Origin of the sequence: Sphingobacterium sp. SGL-16 (assembly GCF_011043515.1) — a bacterium.
Classification (GTDB): Bacteria; Bacteroidota; Bacteroidia; order Sphingobacteriales; family Sphingobacteriaceae; genus Sphingobacterium; species Sphingobacterium litopenaei.
This window is the reverse complement of record NZ_JAAKGQ010000001.1, coordinates 126297-151116: the sequence shown is the minus strand read 5'-3', so window position 1 is coordinate 151116 and position 24820 is coordinate 126297. Positions and strand designations below refer to the sequence as shown.

At 35.8% G+C, this 24820-nt stretch carries 19 protein-coding genes and 1 tRNA gene; 6 read left to right on the top strand and 14 right to left on the bottom strand.

What is annotated here, in order from left to right; genetic code table 11:
- Positions 1-78 precede the first annotated feature (78 nt).
- Complete coding sequence (locus G5B32_RS00705) at positions 79-687, top strand: polysaccharide deacetylase family protein (protein WP_165289617.1); 609 nt, start codon at positions 79-81, stop codon at positions 685-687.
- Here G5B32_RS00705 and G5B32_RS00700 read toward each other — a convergent pair.
- From G5B32_RS00700 to G5B32_RS00655, 10 genes are all read right to left on the bottom strand, one after another.
- The gene (locus G5B32_RS00700; protein WP_165289616.1) at positions 684-1475 is read right to left on the bottom strand and encodes a DUF4249 family protein; all 792 of its coding nucleotides are present in this window, start codon (positions 1473-1475) and stop codon (positions 684-686) included. The genes G5B32_RS00705 and G5B32_RS00700 overlap by 4 nt on opposite strands.
- Positions 1476-1478: 3 nt before the next feature.
- Positions 1479-3803, bottom strand: coding sequence for a TonB-dependent receptor (locus G5B32_RS00695; protein WP_165289615.1), 2325 nt, complete (start codon positions 3801-3803; stop codon positions 1479-1481).
- Positions 3804-3821: 18 nt separating this feature from the next.
- Entirely contained in the window at positions 3822-4628 is an 807-nt protein-coding gene (locus tag G5B32_RS00690) for an alpha/beta hydrolase (protein ID WP_165289613.1), read from the bottom strand.
- 4 nt (positions 4629-4632) lie between these two features.
- Positions 4633-5505: a hypothetical protein gene (locus G5B32_RS00685; RefSeq protein ID WP_165289611.1), complete on the bottom strand. Its 873-nt coding sequence runs from the start codon at positions 5503-5505 to the stop codon at positions 4633-4635.
- A 3-nt stretch (positions 5506-5508) separates the two neighbouring features.
- Positions 5509-7176 (bottom strand): PNGase F N-terminal domain-containing protein, encoded by a 1668-nt coding sequence (locus G5B32_RS00680; protein WP_165289609.1) that lies wholly within the window; start codon positions 7174-7176, stop codon positions 5509-5511.
- Positions 7177-7197: 21 nt separating this feature from the next.
- Positions 7198-8244 carry a flavin reductase family protein gene (locus tag G5B32_RS00675; protein WP_165289607.1) on the bottom strand — a complete coding sequence of 349 codons (1047 nt, stop codon included), beginning with the start codon at positions 8242-8244 and terminating at the stop codon, positions 7198-7200.
- Positions 8245-8330: 86 nt separating this feature from the next.
- Positions 8331-11366, bottom strand: coding sequence for a translation initiation factor IF-2 (gene infB / locus G5B32_RS00670; protein WP_165289605.1), 3036 nt, complete (start codon positions 11364-11366; stop codon positions 8331-8333).
- 106 nt (positions 11367-11472) lie between these two features.
- A complete protein-coding gene (gene nusA / locus G5B32_RS00665; protein WP_165289603.1) occupies positions 11473-12714 on the bottom strand; it encodes a transcription termination factor NusA in 1242 nt (413 codons plus the stop codon).
- A 1-nt stretch (position 12715) separates the two neighbouring features.
- On the bottom strand, positions 12716-13180 hold the full coding sequence (rimP, locus tag G5B32_RS00660; protein ID WP_165289601.1) for a ribosome assembly cofactor RimP: 465 nt from the start codon (positions 13178-13180) through the stop codon (positions 12716-12718).
- A 101-nt stretch (positions 13181-13281) separates the two neighbouring features.
- Positions 13282-14058: an XRE family transcriptional regulator gene (locus G5B32_RS00655; protein WP_165289600.1), complete on the bottom strand. Its 777-nt coding sequence runs from the start codon at positions 14056-14058 to the stop codon at positions 13282-13284.
- 104 nt (positions 14059-14162) lie between these two features.
- On the opposite strand from G5B32_RS00655, the gene G5B32_RS00650 reads away from it, so the two are divergent.
- The gene (locus tag G5B32_RS00650) at positions 14163-14480 is read left to right on the top strand and encodes a hypothetical protein (protein WP_165289598.1); all 318 of its coding nucleotides are present in this window, start codon (positions 14163-14165) and stop codon (positions 14478-14480) included.
- Positions 14481-14536: 56 nt separating this feature from the next.
- Here G5B32_RS00650 and G5B32_RS00645 read toward each other — a convergent pair whose 3' ends face one another.
- Both G5B32_RS00645 and G5B32_RS00640 read right to left on the bottom strand, forming a co-directional pair.
- Positions 14537-17674 carry a DPP IV N-terminal domain-containing protein gene (locus tag G5B32_RS00645; RefSeq protein WP_165289596.1) on the bottom strand — a complete coding sequence of 1046 codons (3138 nt, stop codon included), beginning with the start codon at positions 17672-17674 and terminating at the stop codon, positions 14537-14539.
- A 36-nt stretch (positions 17675-17710) separates the two neighbouring features.
- Entirely contained in the window at positions 17711-20032 is a 2322-nt protein-coding gene (locus G5B32_RS00640) for a transglycosylase domain-containing protein (protein ID WP_165289594.1), read from the bottom strand.
- Positions 20033-20257: 225 nt separating this feature from the next.
- Between G5B32_RS00640 and rpoN the strand changes: the two genes are divergently transcribed.
- Positions 20258-21721, top strand: a complete 1464-nt coding sequence (gene rpoN, locus G5B32_RS00635; RefSeq protein WP_165289592.1) for an RNA polymerase factor sigma-54 — start codon at positions 20258-20260, stop codon at positions 21719-21721.
- Positions 21722-21822: 101 nt separating this feature from the next.
- Here rpoN and rpsU read toward each other — a convergent pair whose 3' ends face one another.
- Both rpsU and G5B32_RS00625 read right to left on the bottom strand, forming a co-directional pair.
- A complete protein-coding gene (gene rpsU / locus G5B32_RS00630) occupies positions 21823-22017 on the bottom strand; it encodes a 30S ribosomal protein S21 (RefSeq protein ID WP_165289590.1) in 195 nt (64 codons plus the stop codon).
- A gap of 151 nt (positions 22018-22168) precedes the next feature.
- Positions 22169-22801, bottom strand: coding sequence for an HAD family hydrolase (locus G5B32_RS00625; RefSeq protein ID WP_165289588.1), 633 nt, complete (start codon positions 22799-22801; stop codon positions 22169-22171).
- 85 nt (positions 22802-22886) lie between these two features.
- Between G5B32_RS00625 and G5B32_RS00620 the strand changes: the two genes are divergently transcribed.
- The 3 genes from G5B32_RS00620 (at position 22887) to G5B32_RS00610 (ending at position 24819) form a co-directional block, all read left to right on the top strand.
- Positions 22887-22960: transfer RNA gene (locus G5B32_RS00620), tRNA-Ile, on the top strand.
- Positions 22961-23406: 446 nt separating this feature from the next.
- A complete protein-coding gene (locus G5B32_RS00615) occupies positions 23407-23916 on the top strand; it encodes a hypothetical protein (protein WP_165289586.1) in 510 nt (169 codons plus the stop codon).
- 159 nt (positions 23917-24075) lie between these two features.
- A complete protein-coding gene (locus tag G5B32_RS00610) occupies positions 24076-24819 on the top strand; it encodes a nucleotidyltransferase (protein ID WP_165289583.1) in 744 nt (247 codons plus the stop codon).
- The last annotated feature ends 1 nt before the right edge of the window (position 24820 follow it).

Genomic DNA, 24820 nt, shown 5'->3' with positions numbered 1-24820 from the left:
ATTTTGCTAAAGCTTCAATTGATTGCCCTATTTTAGAATGATTACCTTAAATTTGCAAAATATTAATGTGATTTAAAAATGTATTTTGTCAACGCACCTTTTTTCCTAAGATGGTATTATCCGCAAGTAACTTGGAACAAATCAAGGGCATACAAAAAGCTTTTTCTCACTTTTGATGATGGTCCTATTCCCGAAATCACACCGTGGATTTTAGACACATTAGCCCAATATCAAATTAAAGCGACATTTTTTTGTGTTGGGGAAAATATTACGAAGCATCCTGAAATCTTCCAAAGATTGCTCGATGAAGGACATCGAATTGGTAATCATACCTACAACCACCTGAAAGGCTGGAAACACAGTGATGATGAATATGTAGACAATGTATACAAATGTCATCAGCTCACGCAATCCAATTTATTTCGTCCTCCTTATGCACGTGCTAAGAAGTCTCAATTGAACTTATTGTCCAAAGATTTTGAATTTATCTATTGGGATGTCTTGTCTGGAGATTTTGATCAAAGCATTACGCCTGAACAATGTTTTAGAAACATTATAAATTATAGTAAAAATGGCTCTATTATTGTTTTTCACGACAATATTAAAGCCATTCCTCGCGTGCAATACGCCTTACCTAAATCTATTGAATATTTTTTGGAAAGGGGCTATACGTTCGATACCCTTTAGTTTCCCTCTTCTTTAAACTTAATTCTAAATCCATATCGCTTTGCACTGCTGACGCTGAAATATCCTAAGGCGCCATTTGTTATATTGGATGTAGGATTTGCTGGAGCAGCACTTCCAGGATTAATAGAAAGCACTTCATTCCAATAATTGAAAACAGGTTTATCGATTATTTGTCTTTCGACAACTACCGTGTCACCCAAGAGAATCTCACTTTTGCTATCCGAAACTTGGTGTGTAACATACAAACCGTCATTGAATTTATCACTAAAAACACGACTAAATTCAAAATCCTTACCGTTTACAGAAATGTTGTACTTGTAATAATTAGGTGTATTTCTTGGATCTTCAAACTTTAATGTAACCGAATAAACTGTGTCAGAGAAGATTACATCTTCCATTATTCCTAAAGAGTCTACATCTACGTACGAATTCATATAAGATGACGATTCAAAAACCTCACCCTCAACCGAAACCTTTAGATTATACCTAGTTTTTGCTTTAGGCTGAAATGATGATTTATACAAACCATTTCCTACAGAGTTAAAAGTATACACTTTTCCTTTATCATCACTAACAGTTACGGTAGCGTTATCGATCGGCTTACTACGCACTGGCGCATCAAAAGCTACAGTTTGACTTACTCTAATGAATTGTTCAGAAGAAAGATCATTGAGATCCCCTTCTATTACATATTTTGGATTAGCTTCATTCAAATTCACTTGAATCAATTCCTCACACGAACTAAGTACAAAGAGTGTTAAAAGGGAATATATATAGAGAAATCTCATTTTTTAAAATTTAAAGTTCCAAGTTACCGACGGAATAATACCAAATAAAGCGATTTTGTAAGCTTCTGTAATATTGGCATTATTTTCATTTTCTCTAAAATCTATGATATAAGCATTTTTGCGGTTATACACGTTATACAAACCAAAAGACCAGCTCGACTTAAAGCGTTTATTTTCTTTCAAAGGTTCATATGTGGCGGACAAGTCTAACCTATGGTAGTCTGGCATACGATAACCATTTCGTTCGGTATAATAAAATAAAGTGCGACCATCTACGGTGTATTTGCCACTTGGAAAAGTGATAGCATTTCCTGTATAATACACAAAATTAGCCCCTAAGTTCCATTTATCGGTCAATTTGTATAATCCTACGACCGAAATATCATGTGTCCGGTCTTGTCTGGCATTAAACCATTCGCCATTGTTGATTTGATTAAATTGTCTTTCACTTTTTCCCAAAGTATAGCTCACCCATCCACTCATTCTGCCTTTGGTTTTACGTACATAAAGCTCCAAACCATACGCTCTACCTTTACCGAATAAAAGTTCGCCTTCTAAGTATTCATTTGCTTGCAAATCTGCTCCATTCCTGAAATCTATCTGATTTCCCATGTGTTTGTAGAAACTTTCTACAGAAAACTCATAGGTATTGTTAGCAAAATTTCTGAAATAACCTGCTGCCACTTGATCTGCAAATTGGGGCTTTATATTTTTACTGCTTAATACATATTGATCAGTTGGTAAAGATGAAGTCGTATTTGTCAATTGATGCAAGTTTTGTACGATACGGTTATACGAAGTCTTGATACTTTGTTTATCATCTAAAATAAAGGACGCCGACAGACGCGGCTCTAAATTTAAATGATGTTTGATGACTTTAGAACCACTAAATTTCTCAATAGAAATTGCTTCACCATCGGCATCAAAAGTATAAAATGTCCCAGGACCTTGCACCATAAAATCTGTAGCGCGTATTCCATACAATACCGATAACCAATAAGTAGGATTCCATTCATGAGAAAGATAAGCCGCTAATTCGACCCCATAACGTTTTTCAATATTAATAGAGTTAACGGCAGAATTTTCTTGCGCATTGAGACTAGCTGGTGATATTTTTTGTTTTAATGCATTTAAACCAAATCTCCATGTACTTTTATTATTTGCGTAATAGGAGAAATCTTGTTTAAGGCTAATATTTTCAATTTTGGACGCAATTACAAAATCACTATTTTCATTGCTCACATTTACATTGTAAGTAAAATCGCTATAAATTAAAGATGTATTGCTAAATAACTTTTCACTGAAAATATGATTCCAACGGACAGTAGCTGTGGCATTTCCCCAATCAAAACTAAATAGATCTCCATACCCTAAGTCGTCTTTTCCGAAGTAGCCAGAAGCATATAATGTGTTTTTATCGTTAAATCTATAGTTTAACTTAGCATTCAAATCATAGAAATATAACTTACTGTCATTAACTGTTTTATCATTCGAAGCCTTAAGAAACAAATCAGCATATGTTCTACGACCACTAATCATAAAAGAGCTTTTATCTTTTTGCAAAGGACCTTCCAATTTCAACCTAGAAGCTATCAGCCCAATACCGCCTTCACCAGCAAATTTCTTGTTATTGCCATCAATCATATGGATATCCATAACAGAAGAAATTCTTCCACCATATTGCGCGGGAATGCCTCCTTTGAAAAGTTCTACATCTTTGATAGCATCCGAATTAAAAGTCGAAAAGAATCCAAGCAAGTGAGAAGCGTTGTAGACTGTCGCCTCATCCAACAAAATCAAATTCTGATCACCACCACCACCACGCACAAAGAAATTAGATGAACCTTCCCCTCCCTTGCCTACACCAGGTAGCATTTGAATAGTTTTCAGAATATCACGCTCACCAAAAAGCACAGGTACATTCTTAATCTCTTCAATCGTAAAATTTATTGCGCCCATTTGGGGACTAGTCACATTTTTATTTTGCTTTTTACCCGAAATTACAACTTCTTCTATCTCTCTTCCAATTGGCGATAGTTCAAAATTGAATCTTTTCTGTGTAGTTGTGTTTATTTGTTCTTCGATTGGCTGATAGCCTACATAAGAAATAAGTACGGTAGATTCACCTGCATCTAATTCTAATGAGAAAAATCCATAACTATTTGTCCTTACAGTCCGATTGGTTTCCTTAGATTGCACCGTAGCACCTATCAAAACCTCTCCTGAAGAACCATCTTTTACATATCCACTGATATTGACTTTAGTTTGTGCAAAAAGACTAGCATGAAACAATAAAGCAACAACTAATAAAGCGTACTGTCGAAACATATTTTACGAATAAATCTCCTAATTTCTAAAAAACTGATCAAAAAATGCCATCTGGAATGCAATAGATTGCGCCCAATAATTCCAGTCGTGTTTCCCTGGCATGTTTAAATAGGAATGTTGAATGTTAAGATAAGACAATTTTTTATGCAATTCTTCATTTACTCCAAAGAAAAAGTCGTCATAGCCACAGTCTATAAATATTTTCAGGCTATTAGGTTTGATTAGATGCAATTGCTCCATTACCGTATGCTCGCTCCATTTTTCTTTGTTGGCTGCATATTCACCAAGACGTTTGCTCATATCCCAATTATTTGGAAACGGGCGAATGTCAACGCCTCCAGCTGTACTACCAACAGCTCCATAAACATCTTGATGACGAATAGCCAAATATAAAGCGCCATGACCGCCCATACTTAATCCTGTAATGGCTCTGCCTGTACGATGTTTACATACATTGTAATTTGATTCTATATACTCCACTAATTCATTACTCACAAAAGTCTCATATTGAAAATCTGGCGTAGTATCCCAATACCAGCTTCCATGTCCACCATCAGGACAAACTACCATATAATTGTAGCGATCCACCAAAGCTTTGATATACGGGACCTTTTCTACCCAATTCGAATAATTTCCACCGTACCCATGAAGCAAATAAAGAGTGGGTATGACTTTTGATTTTTGATCATCTGGGCGAATTACCACCGTTTTAATTTTTTTATTCATGCTTGCAGAAAACACTTCAACAGTATCTACTCGCGAAGCAAAAGCCTGATTTGAGCTAATAAAAATAAATAGTAATAGTAATGAATATAGGTTTTTCATAGTTTTAAAAATCGTATCTGTAAAGATAGGAATCCAATCCAAAAGGACGCTCAGAAATTGTATAGAAAAAACGTTTTTTTAGATCAAAACAAATAGCCTCACCTTGTGGTTCGATCTGGTATGGAATTATTTTTGGTTCGCTTTGGAATGTTTCAATTATTGACTCTTTATTTTTTCTTTCCCAAAAATAAATATGCGTCAAATTTTTGGCTAAAATATACTTCCCATCAGAAGAAATATCAGCTGCTGTAGTAAATGTAAATGGCAATGTTTGCAAAGGTTTTACAACATTAACCTGATCACTTTTCAAATCTATAGGAAAGCTAAAAACTGTAGATTCAAAATCTCTTTTCGATAAAATATAAACCTGAAGATCTAACGGATCCACAAATAAAGCTTCTGCATCTCTTCTCTTGTCGATGTATCGGAATTTTAATTCTTTAACTAAGGGAACTTCGATTGAAGATACATTGAAATTTACTTTTGGTTCTTCAATGATATACAAGGATAGAATTTCCCTATCTCTCAAATTATTTCCCATATCTGCAAGCAAAAGATATTTTTTATCATTCAATTGAAATCTGCCAATATCTTCAATATCTAGAGCTTTAACACCCTCTATCTCTACTCTTACTTTAAGTGATGCTTTAGAATCTATCAGATAAATATTTGGGCCATCACCGCTATCATTATGAACCCAAAAATATCCTTCTTCATAACCGTAAGGTACAATTCCAGAAATTTCTGTAATCGCAGCACTTGTCACTTTTCCTAATCTTTGAGGATTTTGACCATATAGTTCAGTAGAGCCCACTGTACCTAGAATAAGAATAATGATAGTGAAAATGGTAATTAAGTTATTTCTAAATCTGATCATAATTTATTTCTCAAACAATAAAGCTCCACTTACGTTCCAAAAACTTTGACTATCTCCTTCCGCAGGCCCCTGTGGAATATGAACCCGAATTTTATGCTTCCCAGCTTTTAAATTTCCTAAATCAATATAATTTGGATAAGTAATAGTTCCGGGACACCAGTTTGAACGACTTAAATCGGAAGAGGACAAACCGCTATCAAAATTTCCAGATACAGGATTATACAGCCGATAACTACCACAATCCACGCGCCATGGTGTAAATTGAAATTTCAACTCTCCGTCTAAATAAATAGAATTTAATTTCGGCACAAATTCGTCACCATTCCACCAGCCGCCATGTCCAGTAGTAATATAACGTAATCTTGCCTTTGAAATATCTTCTTTAAGTTCAAATTCCACTTCCAATCCTTTTTCTGAACCAAATAAAGTCGGATAAGTTTGGCCTCCCATCTCCATTACATTAGTTGTATTAAATAAGGAAAGGGCTTCTGTCTTGTGTGCGTAGTTTGAATTTCCTGGATGGATAGTCAATTCCAAATTCACCATATGTCCACCTTTGTCATAATTACCTATATACGTTCCAATGTAAATTTCCTTTCCAGACATTACACTTAAAAACTCAGAAACATCTTGTCTATAAGTCACAGAATCTTGCCAAGTTTTGCCTTTTAAAGTCAATCTATCATTGAAATGTGAGACTCCAAATGGTGTGAAAAATCGCATTAATTCAAATATGGGTGAATAACCATTTGTTCGAACCATGCCCAAATAATCTTTCCCATCGCCAACATCATACTTAGGTAAAGTTGACATCCCTTTATTCATCCCGTCTAAAAAAGTTAACGGTTGATCGTCTGTAATTAAAAAAACGGATCCTGTTCTATCGTATGCATCACCATTTGATTTTTCAATCAATTCTATAAAAGCCTGACTATCCTCCAATAAAGCTGGCACTTTAACTTTTTTTAGTAGGACTGTTCCAGCAGCAAATCGTAATATAGAATCTGATTTAACATTATCAGGGTCAAAACATATTTTCTCATTATTGAAAATAGGAATCTGGATAAATTTGCTTTTCCAAACTTCATCACGATACGTTAATATATCTAGGACATTTTCTTCTTTTGGAATGGAATATCCCGCAGGAAAATCATTAATTTTTTCAATTTTGGTGGCAACTAATCCACTATTTCCATTCCGCACATATTCCAAAACCACTCCTTTTGCCAAACCAACTTCATTAGGAGCGGCTTTTAAAGGCAATTCATTTGTATAGTAAATATCAATCGTATTAGAATTAACGGAAGTAGTCGATTTTTTGACCTTTTTTGCTAAAATAGTTTTTTGTTCATCCTTGTCAATGAATCTGTAGCGATTATAGGAGGCCGAATCTGCCGAAAAGATATTCCTTTTATTCTGAAATGTAGATTTTTTATAAATAATTTTGGATCGATGATCTACAATACTTTCTTCGGCAGTTTGCTTGAATGTATTGTCCAGAATACTTTGCTTTGTAATGATGGTTTTGTTTTGATCGGCAAAAACAATAACCGGATCACTATTATTTAAAACTTGATTGTTGCGCGTGACATGATAGGTAATTTTATACACTTGCCCATATCCAAAATACACTGCAAATGCAAAAATGAAAAGCAATAGATATTTTTTCATCAAAATAGATTTAAATTCGTTTTACATTACTTCAATTATTGTCCCATCCTCTGTTGGGTGAGATACACAGATAAGACATTTTCCTCTTTCCACTTCGCTGTCTGTCAATACTTCATTATAATCCATTTTCACTGCGCCTTTCACTACTTGAGAAATACAGGTACTACACATACCTGATTTGCAAGAATATGGAAGCTTGATTTTTTGCGATAGTCCAACATTTAATACAGTATCATTGCCAGGAACCAATAAATGATGCTCCTGTCCATTGAATCGCAAGATGACATTATATTCGTTGGTGTCCACTTCCTCCTCTTCATGTTCGTCATCATCCTCTTCCTCTTCAGGAAAATGAAATGTTTCTTTTCGCACATTCTCATCAGGAAATCCCATCCCTAAAAGGGTAAACCGTACTAAATCCATATAAAACAATGGACCACAGGTATAGAATAAGGCTTCGCTAGAACTCTCCTCTAAATAATGATTGACCAATGAAATCAGATATTCCCTATTCAAACGAGCTTTAGCAAGATTTTTAGAGTTTGACCAAATAAATTCAATATGCAGCCTTGTCGGATAACGTTGTTGCCAAGCTAATAATTCTTCATAGAAAGCGGTTTTCTCTTTGGAACTATTGCTATATATTAAGACAATTTGTGTGTTTTTCTCTTTTAATAAAGCTGTTTTGAGAATTGAATATAAGGGGGTAATTCCCACTCCAGCCGCAAAAAGGAATACAGTTCTTTCTGAATCTATTTCAGGGTCATAAGTAAATAATCCTTGCGGTTCAAGAACATTAATCCTATCTCCAATATTCAACCTATGATGTAGTAATCGAGAAATTTCGCCATTTTCTACACGTTTTACTGTAATCTCAAGAGGCTCATTTACCGATGGTGAGCTACTAAACGAATAAGAACGTCTTACTTCACGTTCCCCAAATTGAAAATGTAAGGTTAGAAATTGACCTGCTTTATATGTTGGAAATTTTCCTGATATATCTTCAAAACGAATGGATATAATATCATTCGGACGCTTTATTATTTCGGAAACCTTGAATTCATACATAGACTTAAAGATAAAAATAAAAAGCAGGACAAATAAAAAATCCTGACTTTGGAGGTCAGGATTTTACAATAATATTATGTGTAAGATTATAACTTACGTTTAACTTCTACTTGTTCGTAAGCTTCTACGATATCACCTACTTGGATGTCATTAAACTTGTCGATGTTCAATCCACATTCGTAACCGAATGATACTTCCTTCACATCATCTTTGAAACGTTTTAACGAAGCTAATTTACCAGTATGGATTACTACGCCATCACGAATAATTCTAATATCATTGCTACGAGAGATCTTACCACTTGTAACCATACAACCTGCGATCGTACCCACTTTAGAGATTTTGAAAGTCTCACGAATCTCAACCTCTGCAACGATTTTCTCTTCGAACTTAGGCGCCAACATACCTTCCATTGCCGATTTAAGTTCATCGATAGCATCATAGATGATAGAGTATAGACGTACATCTATTTGCTCTGTTTCAGCTAATTTACGTGCATTTTGCGTAGGTCTCACTTGGAAACCGATGATAATCGCATCAGATGCTGAAGCTAACAAAACGTCTGATTCAGAAATAGCACCCACTGATTTGTGAATAATATTTACCTGAATTTCGTCTGTTGACAATTTCAACAAGGAGTCTGATAACGCTTCGATAGAACCATCCACGTCACCTTTCACGATTACATTCAATTCTTTGAAGTTACCGATAGCCAAACGACGACCGATTTCATCCAATGTAATGTGTTTAGTAGCACGCATACCTTGTTCACGTTGTAATTGTAAACGTTTATTTGCTACTTGACGAGCTTCAGATTCACTCTCTAGGACGTACAATTTATCACCTGCTGTTGGTGCACCTGACATACCTAAGATCTGAACTGGTGTCGAAGGTCCAGCTTCTTTCACCCGTTCACCACGTTCATTTGTTAAAGCTTTTACTTTACCTGAGTGTGAACCTGCTAAGATCGCATCTCCTACTCGCAATGTACCACCTTGTACTAATACCGTAGTTACAATACCACGACCTTTATCTAAAGCTGATTCAATTACAGAACCTACAGCACGTTTTTTAGGATCGGCTTTCAATTCTAACAATTCAGCTTCTAATAATACTTTTTCTAATAATAAATCAACGTTCTCACCTGTTTTAGCAGAAATCTCTTGTGCTTGGTATTTACCACCCCAATCTTCCACTAAAATGTTCATTGCTGATAATTGCTCACGGATTCTATCCGCATTCGCTCCTGGTTTATCCACTTTAGTAAAAGCGAATACAATTGGAGATCCTGCTGCTTGTGCGTGATTAATAGCTTCTCTAGTTTGAGGCATCACGGCATCATCGGCAGCGATAACAATAATAACGATATCCGTTACTTTAGCACCACGAGCACGCATCGCAGTGAAGGCTTCGTGACCTGGAGTATCTAAGAATGTAATCTTACGACCATCATCCAATTTCACGGCATACGCACCGATGTGTTGGGTAATACCACCTGCTTCACCTTTAGTTACGTTAGCTTTACGGATATAATCCAATAATGAAGTTTTACCGTGATCGACGTGTCCCATTACTGTTACGATAGGTGCACGAGGAACTAAGTTCGCTTCGTTGTCAGCTTCTTCTAATTCAGCAACTTCCTCATCTTCAGGTTTGATAAATTCAACTTGGTAACCAAACTCATCCGCTACGATAGTTAAAGTCTCCGCGTCTAAACGTTGGTTGATAGACACGAACATACCTAAACTCATACACGTAGCAATAATTTGAGTTACAGGAACATCCATCAAGTTTGCTAACTCATTTGCTGTAACGAATTCAGTTACACGCAAGATTTTAGCTTGCAATTCTTGTTCCAATGCTGCCTCTTCTGCTGAATGTGCTATATCATCACGTTTTTGACGACGTAATTTCGCACGTTGAGCAAACTTACCTGATTTACCAGCACCACTTAAGCGAGCAAGTGTTGCTTTGATTTGATCTTGAATTTCTTTTTCTGATAATTCTTCTTTAGGAGCTTCATTTCTTCCGCCTTTACCTTTATGATCAAATCTACCTCTTCCTCCAGTGTTGTTATTACCTCCTGGACGATTATTGTTATTTCCTCCAGGTCTGTTTTGGCCTTGACCGTGTTGACCTGCTGGTCTATTTTGGTTTTGACCGTGCTGACCACCACCTTGTCGATTTTGACCATGTTGACCACCACCTTGTTGATTGTTTTGGTCATTTGGAGACACAGGAGTGCCTGGTTTATTCGTACGCTTACGCTTACGTTTATTATCTTGATTCGAATTAGAAGATGAAGCTACAGGCTTTTCTTTCGGTTTGAAAGTTGGTAATTCAATCTTACCAATTACCTTAGGTCCTTCTAATTTTTCCGAACGTGCGCGGATAACATCATCAACCGGCTCTTCTTTTGCTTTTGGAGCTACTGGTTTTTGCTCTTGTTTCTCTACTGGTTTAGGGTCGATTTTAGGAGCAACTACTTGTACAGGTTTAGCTTCCTCTTTAACTGGAGCAGCCTCTACTTTTTCTACTTGTACAGGCTTAACCTCTACTTTTGGTTCTTCTTTCACCTCTTCTTTAATAGGTTCTGGTTTAGGTTCTTCCTTTTTCTCGACTACCGGAGTTACTGGAGCCTGTTGTACTGGCTTTCGTTCGACAGGCTGTTCCTCTACCTTTTTAGGTTTTGGTTTATTTAAACTATCTAAATCAATTTTACCAACTACTTTTAAAGAACCTGTATTTGATTCCTCTTTCTCTTGTTTTGCAGGTTCTTCTTTTGCTGCAGGCGGAGTTACTAAAGGATTCTTAATTAAAATTTCATTCTCAATATCTTCATTTTTAGAAGAAGATGACTCTGGAGAAGGAGCAGAACTTCCTGATGAAGGAGCTTCTTCACGACGAATCTTGCCAATTACAATTTGTTTAGCTTCATCTTTTGCGATTTTATCCCCTTGAAATTTACGCAAAAGAACATCGTACATATCTGCAGATAATTTTGTCGTAGGCTTAGCTTCGACATCGAAACCTTTATCCTTTAAAAAATCTACTGCAGTACCAATACCAATATTAAGCTCTTTTGCTGCTTTAAGTAAGTTTATGCTTTTACCTTCTGTCATCTAATATTAACCTCTAAAAATTCTGTTCTTTACAAAAATATGATTTTTTCGCACGCATTTAACAAATATTTACATTTTATATGTAAGATATTTTAGCATCTGAATTTTATTCAAATTCAGATGCTAAGATGCGCACGATTTCTTGAATTGTATCTTCTTCTAAATCTGTACGACGTACCAACTCTTCTTGTGACAACGCTAACACGGATTTCGCACTATCCAAACCAACACGTTTTAATTCGTCAATGATCCAGCTGTCGATTTCGTCTGCGAATTCTTCGATATCCACATCCTCCTCTACTTCGTCATTTTCGCGATATACGTCGATTTCATAACCTGTCAATTTACCTGCCAATTTGATGTTGTGACCACCACGACCAATAGCTAATGACACTTGATCAGGTTTCAAATACACCGCTGCAGTTTTGTTTTCATCATCAATTTTGATGGATGAAATACGTGCTGGACTCAATGCACGTGTGATATATAATGAAGCATTTGTTGTAAAATTGATCACGTCAATGTTTTCATTACGCAATTCACGAACGATACCGTGAATACGAGAACCTTTCATACCCACACATGCTCCTACTGGATCAATACGATCATCGTACGATTCTACAGCAACTTTAGCACGTTCTCCTGGTTCACGAACGATTTTCTTAATCGTAATCAAACCGTCAAAGATCTCAGGAACTTCTAATTCAAATAAACGTTGCAAGAATTCTGGTGCAGTACGTGAGATAATGATTTTAGGATTACTATTCATCATATCTACCTTGTGTACTACCGCGCGAATGCTATCACCTTTTTTGAAATAATCCGCAGGGATTTGCTCTGTTTTAGGTAATAACAATTCATTGCCATCTTCGTCTAAAACTAAAATCTCTTTTTTCCAAATTTGGTAAACTTCTCCGATTACCAATTCACCTTCGCGATCTTTATATTTTTTGAAAACTTCATCTTTCTCTAGTTCTAAAATTTTAGATACTAAAGTTTGACGAGCAGCCAAAATAGCACGACGTCCAAAGCTTTCTAGGGTAATCTGCTCGATGTACTCATCACCTACTTCTAGGTCTGGATCATATTGATGTGCTTCAGCCAATTCGATTTCTAAATCGTCATCTTCTGAGAAGCCATCTTCCATGACAACGCGAGTTCTCCAGATTTCTAAGTCACCGTTATCTGGATTCACGATTACGTCAACATTTTCGTCTGTACCGAAACGTTTACGAATCATACTACGAAATACTTCTTCAAGTACTGTGATTACCGTTGGACGGTCAATATTTTTGAACTCTTTAAACTCCTGAAAAGAGTCAATCAAATTAATATTGGTACTGCTCATTTTATTTAAATGAAATTAACACTCTTGTTTCCTTTATTTGATCTACTGGTATTGAAGCTTCTTTTAATTCAGCCTTTTTACCTTTTTCTTTTACTTTTTCTTCAATAGTAACTTCGCTTTCTGTAGCAGCAAGAAGTTTACCTTCTTTTTTGTCACCATTTGCTAGTTTAACACGAACGTCTCTACCAATGTTTTTGGTATACTGACGTAAAAGTGTCAAAGGAGAATCTATTCCCGGAGAAGAAACTTCCAAACGGTACGCATGTTCGATTACATTTTCTTCTTCTAGATGAAATCCCACATGTCTACTTACACCCACACAGTCATCAATCGAAATCCCTTGATCACCATCTAATAAAATGGATAAAATTCCATTTTTAAGCATAGTAATATTAACGATAAAAAGGTCGGGACGATCGGCGATTTTTTCTTCTACTAATTCTCTAACTCGTTTTTCAATCTGCATAATTTTCAAAATTGAATTAAAAAAGGGGGCATTCCATGCCCCCTTCCTTTCAGATAATGCAAATATACACAATAATTATATAAGCAAGAAATTTTGTCATACTATTTTTTCGTTTCTACTACAGAATTTATAGTTTTTTGCATTTGAGCCATCATCGTAGTTAACGATTCAATAGTTGGCTCTGCGCTAGGCTCAGGGAATTCCGTAGAGATATAGGCTTTTGCTTTCCATACTTCTAAGATATCCTCAGGTTGCACCCAATAGGGCTCATAAACTTTATTATCTGACACCAATTTTAATCCTTTGTCGTCTTTATATTTGAAAGCTATACGTTTGTACACCACTCCATCATCTTTAGAAATTACCACGTATGTCTGACCAGCTTTGATATCATGCCAATCATCTACGTATTCGCCTATCACAATCGAACCGCTTGGAAGTGGCAACATTGAATCACCTTTAATCTCAAATGCACGATAAGTTCCTTGATTAAACATTGGCAACGAAAATCTCGGTAATTCTTTTACATACTCTGGATCTCCATAACCGTTCAAATATCCAGCACTAGCTTTTACGGGTACTAGTTCGATATTTTCTTTATCCTCCTTATCTACCGTAACCGAAAGCACTCGAAGATTAGAAGAATTACTTTTTGCAACAGGTTTCCACTTCTCATCGATCACATCATTTGCTAATTCATCCATACTTAACCCATAATGTTCTGCTATTTTTTTTAGCAATTCATATTTAGGCTCAGCACGATCTTCTTCATACGCACCTACAGAAGCACGTTTAATCCCCATTAAATCAGCAAATTGCTGCTGTGTTAAGTTATGTTTCTTACGCAGAAACTTCAAATTGGAAGCAATATTTGACATTATATTTTTTTCAAAATTATTTGTTAATACTAAAATTATTAGTAATATTGTGCCAATAAAATTAGTAAACATATTTTGTAAACCCAAATATTTTAGTAAAAACTATGCAAAAGCACATCGTATATATCACTACAGACGCAAACAGAGTTTATGTTGAGGCTGGTTATTGTCAAGACATTACCCTAAAATTATTTGAATTACAAAATTCGGCTACCTCTTTTATGTTGCGTGGACCAAAATTTTCACGGATAGTACACACGGAAGAGTTTGATAGTTTTGAAGCGGCAGAACGCAGAAAAAATGAATTGAATAGTTTTACACGTATGCAAAAAGAAAAATTAATTCGTAAATACAATCCGAATTGGTTAGGAATCCACAACATGGACACCTCTATAATGAAGAAAGCTGCTGCTTATGCCTAGACATAAACAACAGCTTTTTACAACCTTAACATATATCGCAATGTATGGTATATAGACTACCAGCCAGGCGTGAAGTTTAATCCAAATGTTCCAATTTTTGATTTCGTTTTTTGGAATGGAATTGCATAATAAGGTTCTAATATCATAGCGCCAAACAAATTAACACGTAGCGAAACCCCTGCACTAAATACTGGAACACGCACATTTTGGTTATAGATCATTACAGGTTGATTGTTTCCATCAACTACTGGCTGACCATCTTTATCTACGGCTTGAACTAAATCCGCATCTGTACGATTCATTTTAATGGTATTGCCACCATACCACGCCAAACCACCATCAACAAAGAAATTCAAGTCAGAGAATAATAATCCTGATTTGACTAGAGCTAATTTTTCAGGACCTGTAAAAGGTATACGCACTTCAAAATTACCAATTGCCATTCTTGAACCAGAAAGTTCGGAGAATCCTATATTACCCGTCACATCTACATTACCACTTTCATATCCACGAATCAAATATGGATAACCAATATATAATGGATATAATGCACTTTCATCTTTTCCTACACGCATATATGAATACAAACGAGCAGCAATTGTCACCGGCTTATAACGATTATATTTTCGAAGATCCACATTAAGTGCTGTAAAGTTATAATCACCGAAATATTGTTCTGCACCTAAACGGTATCTAAAACCCTGCAAGGGTGCAGTAATTCCAAATACAGCATTATCTCCTACAAAACCAGAATTTACTTGTTGGATAACGAAAGGTTTAAAATTACCACCTAACAATTGAGAAGCTTCTTCATTTGTAATTTTTTGTCTATCACCATAGCCGTACCAATAACTTTGTCTCCATTTATCCACACGGTAACCATATCTAGAAATTGCAGCTCCCACTTCAAAACGATGATGACGATTAAATGGATAGGCTACAAAAGCTTCAGCCTGTGTTTGAAAAGTCCGTATAATATAAGTGCTCACCGCTAGCTCTGGCTGTCCTTGATAAAATTCTTCGTAACCATATTGTGAAAAACCGGTCATATAAGGAATATGGGATAATGCACCTCCCCAATTCCAACGACTACGCTGATTAATATAAGCAACCTGACCTCCAAAATCATAAATTTCACCATTAATATTCAAAGCAGCGAAGATTTGATTATATCCAAGAATATCTGAAAATTGACCTTGCACGCCTGAATTGATACCAGCACCATAGCGCGATCCAACAGACATTCCAACACCAGAATTAGCTAGATAATCTAACTTGAATTTTGGTGTATAAGCTATATTGCTAATCTGCGCATCGTTGATACGTTCAAAAACATTGAAATTACTTAAGTTACGATTTACAACATTCACTCCACGATCTACATTTGGTGGCAAAATAGCTGCAGTCATATCTATTTCCTGTGCTGAAACTTGTACAGGTTCGAATTCAGAAACATTTGCTTTATAAATGTTATACTTTTTCTTTTTAAAGAAGGAGTACACTATTTCATCATTTGCCGAAACGGATATAGCAGGAGAATATTCTGTAATACCTGATATACCCGTGAAGTAATCGGTCAAACGTTCTACCGTACCTGAATTTAAATGATAACGATATAGGTTACGGAATCCGTCACTATTCGATAAGAAAAAGATCGATGTTCCATCACCTGAAAATTGTGGATTTAAATTGTTAGCTCCTGGGAATACATCAATATTTGTGATTTTTCCTGTAGCAATTTCATACAGCGCCAAGTTCATTGGAATACTTACCGAACGGCTATTGCTTTCTAATGCCACACGATCGGTACTGAATACTATATATTTTCCGTCACGCGAATAGTTTGGTTGATAATCCGAATAATGGTCGTCAGTTAATTGCGTAAGTTTTTTAGTTTTTATATTATAGGTATATAAATCCGATCTTCCTTCCTCTAATCCTGAAAATGCCACTGTTTCACCATCTGGGGACCATGCTATATTCGCAAATTCTACAATATTACCCATAGCTTCTGTCAAGATAGGATTACCACTTTCGACATCCACAATCATCAGCTTGTTCTTACCTTGCGAAAACACAGAAAAAGCAAATTTTTTAGAATCTGGAGAAAAAGAACCCGCGGATTCTAAGAAACTAAATTCGTCAATATCCTTATTTGTCAACTTACTTCCCAGCTTTCGTATTCGCTTGCCTGTTTTGGCATCAGCGAGAAATAAATCTATACTAAATAAATCTTGTTCGGATAAGTAAACGAGATATTTTCCATCTGGTGAGATGGTAGGCGAAAGGTTCATTTCTCCCGCATTTGTTTGATTGATTAGATTAATACCTATGGGACGCGTAGTCGTATCCTTTCCTAAATTACGATACGCTTGCTCCATACTATTTTTCCATAAAGTAGACATGGTTTGCGCGTCATAACCAAACACTCTGCGCATCGCAAATTCATACCCATATTTGGCTGTTTCGATGAACAGCGGCATGATAACTGTATCCCCATAAGTAGAACCGATAAATGACCAAAAAGCCTGCCCATAACGATAAGGAAAATAATTGTAAGACTGCTCCGTCATTTGTTTTAATGAAGGAATATCTTTGTGTAAATAAGCATCACGCATCCACATAGAAGTAAAAGCATCTTTCTTACCGATAGAAAAATATTCCGCCATTCCCTCAATCATCCATAATGGAATATTTCCGATATTTTCCAGACGCGTAGAATCCCCTCCTTCCATGATCACACGATATTGGAAAGCGTGAACCATCTCGTGGCCTAACACGTGTCGGGTTTGTTGATTAATCTGCATAATAGGCATAACGACACGCTGTTTAAACGCTTCAGTTACACCTCCGGTCCCAACGGATATTTCGCCTGAAATGGCAGTTGTTTGTTGAAATTCAGGATGGTTATTGTAGATAATAATTGGATTTTTGCGCGAAAAAGTATCTTGAAAAACCTGTTGATGCATATCATACCAGATTTCGGACTCTTTGGCTAACCAACGCATCATGGAATCATTTTGCAGGTAATAGTAAATATTGAAATGCGGAGTGTCGTACACTTTAAAATTCAACTTTTTGTACCGCATTTTATTCTGCCCAAAATACTGCGCATTTACCGATCCCCCAAAGACAAGCATTAATGCTAAGCAGCACAAAATCTTATTAAAACACTTTTTTGCCAACAAACTCATAATTAAATAGTTAATACTATAAATTTTGTAATTTTCTTATTGTTCTTCAGTTGTAGATTCTTCCGTTGAATTTTGATTTTCTTGCAAAGGATCTAATTCTACATCCGTATCTAAATCAGTATTTGTACTGTCCACCGGAGCTACATACTGTGCTCTTGGCGTTGGACATTGATATGTTTTGGTGATCTCCACCGTCGGTTCAGGGAATTTACCAAATGTAACGCCTAATTCCGGATGTTTGTAAACTTCTTCCATAAACATGGCATATATTGGCAAAGCTGTTTTTGAACCTTCACCAGAAGCTGAATTCTTAAAGTGAATACTTTGTTCATCACAACCAACCCAAACACCTGCAATTAAGTCTTTTGTTACGCCCATGTACCATGCATCTACATAATCAGATGAAGTACCCGTTTTACCACCAATTTGATTATTCTCTTTAAACAAGTCCCACTCCCATAATGCCTGTGAAGTACCTCTTGGTTCTTCAATAGTACCTCGCAACATATAGGTCATCAGCCATGCATTTTCAGGACTGATTACTTGTTTGTGTTCTGTTTCAAAAGAAGCGATAACATGTCCTTCTTGATCTACAATTTTAGACACTAAAATAGGTTCTGTGGTTTTACCCGCATTCATAAAAGTTGCATAGGCTTTCACCATTTCATATACAGACACATCATTTGGCCCTAACCCCACAGAAGGCACAGCTTGCAATTTACTATCAATACCACATTTATGCGCGGTCTCTACAACTTTGTTTGGACCTACCGCTTCAGTTACTTGCGCCGTGATGGTATTCAATGATCTGGCCATTGCGTGACGTAGTGTCATATCACTATATGATACTGACCAGTCCGCATTTTTTGGTTCCCAAGCTTCCATCCCATCCTTACCCATAAACTCAATTTTCACAGGCTTATCGGTAAATTTATCACAAGGTGACATTCCCGATTCTAAAGCCGCTAAGTAAGCGAAAGGTTTGAATGTTGAACCCGCTTGTCTTTTGGCCTGGTTTACATGGTCAAACTTATAGAACTGGTGATTGATACCTCCCACCCAAACTTTAATTTCACCATTATATGGATTCATTGCCATCATACCCGTATTCAACATCATTACATAATGCTTTAAAGAATCCATCGTAGAATAGTTTACTTTTTCCATACCATCCCAGGTAAACACTTCCATCTCTTTCTTTTCATTCAGCACTTGAAAAACACTATCCTCATTGTTATTGAAACGCTGCATTAAGCTAGAGTAAGCAGGCAATTTGCGTGCTTGATTTTCCAAAAACTCAGGAATCAAATTTCCTTCCTTGTCACGCCAAGGCTCACTACTTCCCCAAGTATTTTTCAATCTACGTTGCAATTCTTCCATTTTCTTAGCTACAACATTTTCTGCAATTTTTTGCATGCGCGAATCAATTGTAGTGTATATTTTCAAACCAGCTTTATTGATATCAATCTCATTGTCCTGACTCCATTTGTCTAACCAGCGATACACAGCAGATCTCAAATATGAATCATTCGCATCCGTATTATCGTGAAAGCTTAAGTCTAATTTTAACGAGTCTTGAGCTAATTTCGCTACCTGTTCATTATCCAAATAACCAGCTTTTTCCATTTGAGATAATACCACATTACGTCTTTGCAAGGCATTTTTCGGATTACGAATTGGGTTATAAATGGTCGTTCCTTTCAACATACCTACTAACAAAGCACTTTCATTTGTGTTTAGCGCTGAAGGTAATTTATTAAAATAGCGTAAAGATGCAGATTTAATTCCATATGCATTATTACTAAATGATACGGTATTCAGGTACATTGTAATAATGGATTGCTTCGAATATTTGCTTTCCAACTTGTAAGCAGTCATCCATTCTTTGTATTTAGTAATCAAAATACGGACACCAGGAATTTTACTTAGATAACCTTGAGAATGTGCATATCGCGTTTTGAAAAGGTTTTTTGCTAGCTGTTGTGTAATGGTACTTCCTCCACGTTGATCGCCTTTAAGCGTGGAAACAATACCAGAAGCCAAACCAAGAAAGTCTACTCCATTGTGTTTGTAAAAACGAATATCCTCAGTAGCAATCAAGGCTTCAATAACTTCGGGAGCAATACTATCAAAAGAAACTGGATCGCGATCTTCGTCGAAATAACGACCAATCAACACGGAATCAGCGGTATATAATTCTGAGGCTACATTAAGGGTTGGCAATAAGATGTCTTTCTGTGTCGGGGAATATCCAAATAGACCCAAAAAATTTAGTTGAACGGCACATGTGAGCAATACAATAGAATATATTCCTATAATAATGTATCGCAAGAATCGATTTTTAACACGTCTAAACATAGAGTAAATATGACAAAAATGTTTGGTAAAAATCGCATAGAAAACGATTTTTAAAATATCCTCCGCTATAAAATTAACGAATTTTAACAATTGTTTGTTTTACCCTAAATAAATCGCTTACAAATACTTCAGTAGTGAACTATTTACAACATAAAAACATCTGTATAGAGACACTAATAAAATTCATATTATTTGACTAAATTTACCAGGCATTTAACTTACGATATGTTAAAACAGACACTACAACAAAAGTTATTACAAAAACTATCCCCGCAGCAGATACAATTTATTAAGCTTCTGCAGGTTCCTACAGCTTCTTTGGACACACGTATCAAAGAAGAGCTGGAGGAAAATCCTGCATTAGAAGATGGCAGCTTGGCCAATATGAACGATTCCATCGAAGATTATCCAGATAAAGATCCGGATGATTATGAAAATAAAAATGACGATGGTTTTGAGGAAGAGTTTTCTCTTGAAGAATATATTCAAGAAGATGACTACAAAGATTACGGTGGTAATTACAATAGTGAGGATGACGAGGATCATAAAGAAATTCCTATTGCCATTCAAGATTCTTTTTTCGAAAAGCTGCAAAATCAACTTGACTTATTAGCACTTACGGATAAACAATATCTAATTGGCAATCAAATTATCGGTAGTTTGGATGATGATGGGTATTTAAGACGTCCTATCCTATCGTTGATTGATGATTTGGCTTTTTCCCAAAATGTAATGGCTGAAGAATCCGAAGTCGAGGAAATGCTTGCTGTGATACAAGGGTTTGAACCAGCTGGTATTGGCGCACGTGATCTGCAGGAATGTCTGTTAATTCAACTTCGTAAGAAAGACCAAGATAATACAATAGTAAAAAAGGCTATTGAAGTAGTTCGTAACTACTTGGATGAATTCACTAAGAAACATTACGATAAAATCGAGAAGCAACTGAATGTAAATTCAGACGAGCTTAAAGATATTATCAATGAAATTTTGAAGTTAAATCCCAAACCTGGTGATTCAGCAGCTGTAGCTGGAAAACAATTGCAGATTATACCAGATTTTCATATTTCAAACAATGATGGCGTTCTTCATTTAACCTTAAATGGTCGTAATGCTCCAGAACTGCGTGTATCCAGAACCTATCAAGATATGTTTGAGCATTATGAAAAAGCCGAAAAGAACGACAAAAAAATGAAAGAAGCCGTTCAATTCGTCAAATCCAAATTGGATTCGGCAAAGTGGTTTATCGACGCCATCAAACAAAGACAGCAAACGCTCCTTAAAACAATGAACGCCATTATGAAATACCAATACGAGTACTTCTTAACTGGTGACGACCGTATGTTGAAGCCCATGATCCTAAAAGATATTGCCGAAGAAATTGATATGGATATTTCTACAGTTTCTCGCGTAGCTAATTCAAAATATGTACAGACAGAATTTGGGACTTTTCTATTAAAATCTTTCTTCTCCGAAGCTATTCAAACGGATTCGGGTGAGGAAGTTTCGAACAAAGAGGTGAAGAAAATCTTAGAAGAATGTATTGCCAACGAAGATAAACGCAAACCTTTGGCAGACGAAAAATTAACAGAAATACTAAAAGAAAAAGGCTATACGATAGCGCGACGAACTGTAGCAAAATATCGGGAATCCATGAATATTCCTGTAGCGAGATTAAGAAAGGAATTATAGCAATATAATTCCTTTTCTTTTTTAGCTTGGGATCAAATATCCTATACACAAAAAAGTCAATCCAAATGGATTGACTTTTTATATTGTGCACTACACAATAATTACGCAGTAGTTTCTTGCTGTAATCCTTGTTTGTAGATAGCTTTCTTAATTTGTGTACGACGAGTTACAGACTTCTTCTCGTATGCTTGACGAGAACGTAATTCACGTAAAACCCCAGTCTTCTCAAATTTCTTTTTGAAGCGTTTTAATGCTCTATCTAGAGATTCTCCTTCTTTAACATTTACGATAATCATAATTCCTGTATACCTCCTTTCGTTTGTAAAATTCTTTGTGGTGCAAAGGTAGAAATAAAACTTAATTATGCAAACTCTAATTACAATAAATCTGATTTATTTTCCTTTGGGAATGATACTACAAATAATCGATCAATTTATTTGCTCGAAATTAAAGTAAATTCCATTTTTCTATAAGTTTTTCTAGAGGTTCCTCTTTCGTGCATAAAGCTGTATGCAAACCCAAAGCAGCTGCTGTACGCAAATGTTGAGGACTGTCGTCAATAAATAATGTCTTATCAGGCTCCAAATTGTGCTTTTCCAAGACGTATTCAAAAATATCAGCATTTGGCTTACGCATACCCATCAGATGCGAATAGTACGCCTGTTCAAAAAATCCAGTATTATCCTCTACTCCATATTTATCGTGAATATGCTTCATACAATAATCGTAATGAATAGCATTATTATTACTTAGCAAAAATGTTCTGTATTTATTATTCAACTGAATCAATAATTCATGTTTACCTTCTGGCACTCCAAGCAACAAAGCATTCCATGCTTGATCAATTTGTTCGTCTGTAAGGTTGTTGTTTTTCGTTAAATCCCGAATTCCATCGCGAAATTGTGCGGGGCTAATAATTCCTTTGTCAAAATCATCAAAAAGTTCGATTTGGCCTGAATGTGCAAATATTTCATCTACATTTGATATACCTAATTGAGTAAAAGCTTGTTGCGATTTCTGGAAGTCAATCATAAAAATCACGTTGCCATAATCGAGGATAATATTTTCAATTTTTTGCATTATAAATTTGGTTTTTTCAGTACAAATATCAATATTTGCATCGTCAAAACGGAATAAAGTTCACTTTTGACACCAACAAAAAATCGCTCCTATAGCTCAGTTGGTTAGAGTAGAAGACTCATAATCTTTTGGTCACTGGTTCGAGCCCAGTTGGGAGCACTGAAATCCTCACAGAAATGTGGGGATTTTTTGTTTGTAAAACACTCCAAATACTGTCTAATCACCAATTTTTAAATCTTTTCTTCTTACGAGTGATTAAAAAACTTGTTAATAATATCTATATCAAGTATACAGTAAAAGCGGCACTTTTTGATGAATTTTATCTAGCTAGTGTCTCGCTGTTGTCTCGCAAATCATTAAGAAATTTATTGTCTAAAAATTATTATACAGCTTCACTCCTATTCGCTCGCCGACCCGCGAGTTGAGCGAAGGTCGTTGAAGAGGAATGCGCAAGCATGATTTAATGACATATTTGAAGTACATAAAAGCTACCTGTGAGGATTTTATTTGTCCTCTTCTCAACAAAATCTTTCTGACTCTTGTTCATCCTGAGGTTATCTCATCCATGGATGAGCTTAAAACATTCAAGACTTACCGGAAATACTATGAAAAATTTAGCACATCGATTAGAAGAAATAAAAACAGAACTAAAAGATAATTTGGGAAGAATATTTTGGTCTATGAAGAATAATCCTGTTTATCGGGTATATTTGCATCATGCCATTGTTGACGATAAACCCGAAGAATTTGAACAATTTGTACAAGAATATTATCCTGAAAATCGGAATGCTGCCTTAGATGAACTGCATGCTTTAAAAGAGAAAATTCGAAAGGTGAGTTCAGATGAAGCGAGGGAAATTTTCGAGAAAAATGGTGTAAATCTATTGCGCTCTGATATTCATTTTATGGAAGAAGATGCCATCTTCACTATGTATAAATTAGATGCGTATACGAATAGGGAAAAATATATCCAAGAAGAGTCTGTGGACTATGTAGATACTTTCACAGATACCGATTACATCTTACAAACTAAAAAAGATATATATCTAAACACTGTAGAGGTGTATCAAGAAAAGATAGAAACTATCTTTGTAGTGGATAAATCTAAACAGTAAGATTTCAATTTGTTTAAAATTCATATTTACTATACGATTAGGGGATTTGTCCCCTTTTCTTATGTAAGTCACATTCTATAAGCAATAAATACTTTATCATCAACTTTCTTCATGCTCTGATGGTTCAATATTCGCTAGATTAACTTAGATCACAACAATATGCTAAGCACAGAAAAGGAAAAACAAGAATCGACAGCATTTTACAAAGAAGCGTTGGAAATGCTTCATGCTAGTGGTTGCCAATTTATGTTAGGAGGCGCTTTCGCGATGTTTCATTATACGGGAATTTTTAGGGACACGAAAGATTTAGATATATTCTGCAAAAGCAGTGAATACCCAAAAATTCTTAAATACTTTGCCGAGCAAGGATACCGCACCGAAGTGACTGACGCGCGTTGGCTTGCTAAGGTATTCCATGGAGACTATTTCATCGATATTATTTTCGACACAGTCAGCAATATATGTACGGTGGATGAAAGTTGGTACGAACGCGCCAGTGATGGCTATTTTGCGGATGTACCCGTAAAATTTATTCCTGTTGAAGAACTTATCTGGTGCAAAATATATGTGCAGAATAGAGAAAGAAATGACAATGCAGATATAAATCACATCTTGTTGAAATACGGCAAGGAAGTGAATTGGGAAATCCTCTTGTACAGATTAGACACGCATTGGCATTTACTGTTGGCACAGATTCTAATTTTCCAATTTGTGTACCCTTCAGAATATAGAGAAATCATTCCAAAATGGCTTTTTGATGAATTGATGCGTAGGGCTAATGAACAATATGATCTCCCCTCACCTGTTGAAAGAGTTTGTAGAGGTCCTTTGATTGATCAAACTCAATATCAAGTGGATGTGAAAGAATGGAATTATAAAAGTTATACGATCACAACCGTTTAAT

Coding starts and splice junctions, on each gene's coding strand:
- G5B32_RS00705 (WP_165289617.1), top strand. CDS start 79: ATGTATTTTGTCAACGCACCTTTTTTCCTAAGATGGTATTATCCGCAA.
- G5B32_RS00700 (WP_165289616.1), bottom strand. CDS start 1,475: ATGAGATTTCTCTATATATATTCCCTTTTAACACTCTTTGTACTTAGT.
- G5B32_RS00695 (WP_165289615.1), bottom strand. CDS start 3,803: ATGTTTCGACAGTACGCTTTATTAGTTGTTGCTTTATTGTTTCATGCT.
- G5B32_RS00690 (WP_165289613.1), bottom strand. CDS start 4,628: ATGAAAAACCTATATTCATTACTATTACTATTTATTTTTATTAGCTCA.
- G5B32_RS00685 (WP_165289611.1), bottom strand. CDS start 5,505: ATGATCAGATTTAGAAATAACTTAATTACCATTTTCACTATCATTATT.
- G5B32_RS00680 (WP_165289609.1), bottom strand. CDS start 7,176: ATGAAAAAATATCTATTGCTTTTCATTTTTGCATTTGCAGTGTATTTT.
- G5B32_RS00675 (WP_165289607.1), bottom strand. CDS start 8,244: ATGTATGAATTCAAGGTTTCCGAAATAATAAAGCGTCCGAATGATATT.
- infB (WP_165289605.1), bottom strand. CDS start 11,366: ATGACAGAAGGTAAAAGCATAAACTTACTTAAAGCAGCAAAAGAGCTT.
- nusA (WP_165289603.1), bottom strand. CDS start 12,714: ATGAGCAGTACCAATATTAATTTGATTGACTCTTTTCAGGAGTTTAAA.
- rimP (WP_165289601.1), bottom strand. CDS start 13,180: ATGCAGATTGAAAAACGAGTTAGAGAATTAGTAGAAGAAAAAATCGCC.
- G5B32_RS00655 (WP_165289600.1), bottom strand. CDS start 14,058: ATGTCAAATATTGCTTCCAATTTGAAGTTTCTGCGTAAGAAACATAAC.
- G5B32_RS00650 (WP_165289598.1), top strand. CDS start 14,163: ATGCAAAAGCACATCGTATATATCACTACAGACGCAAACAGAGTTTAT.
- G5B32_RS00645 (WP_165289596.1), bottom strand. CDS start 17,674: ATGAGTTTGTTGGCAAAAAAGTGTTTTAATAAGATTTTGTGCTGCTTA.
- G5B32_RS00640 (WP_165289594.1), bottom strand. CDS start 20,032: ATGTTTAGACGTGTTAAAAATCGATTCTTGCGATACATTATTATAGGA.
- rpoN (WP_165289592.1), top strand. CDS start 20,258: ATGTTAAAACAGACACTACAACAAAAGTTATTACAAAAACTATCCCCG.
- rpsU (WP_165289590.1), bottom strand. CDS start 22,017: ATGATTATCGTAAATGTTAAAGAAGGAGAATCTCTAGATAGAGCATTA.
- G5B32_RS00625 (WP_165289588.1), bottom strand. CDS start 22,801: ATGCAAAAAATTGAAAATATTATCCTCGATTATGGCAACGTGATTTTT.
- G5B32_RS00615 (WP_165289586.1), top strand. CDS start 23,407: ATGAAAAATTTAGCACATCGATTAGAAGAAATAAAAACAGAACTAAAA.
- G5B32_RS00610 (WP_165289583.1), top strand. CDS start 24,076: ATGCTAAGCACAGAAAAGGAAAAACAAGAATCGACAGCATTTTACAAA.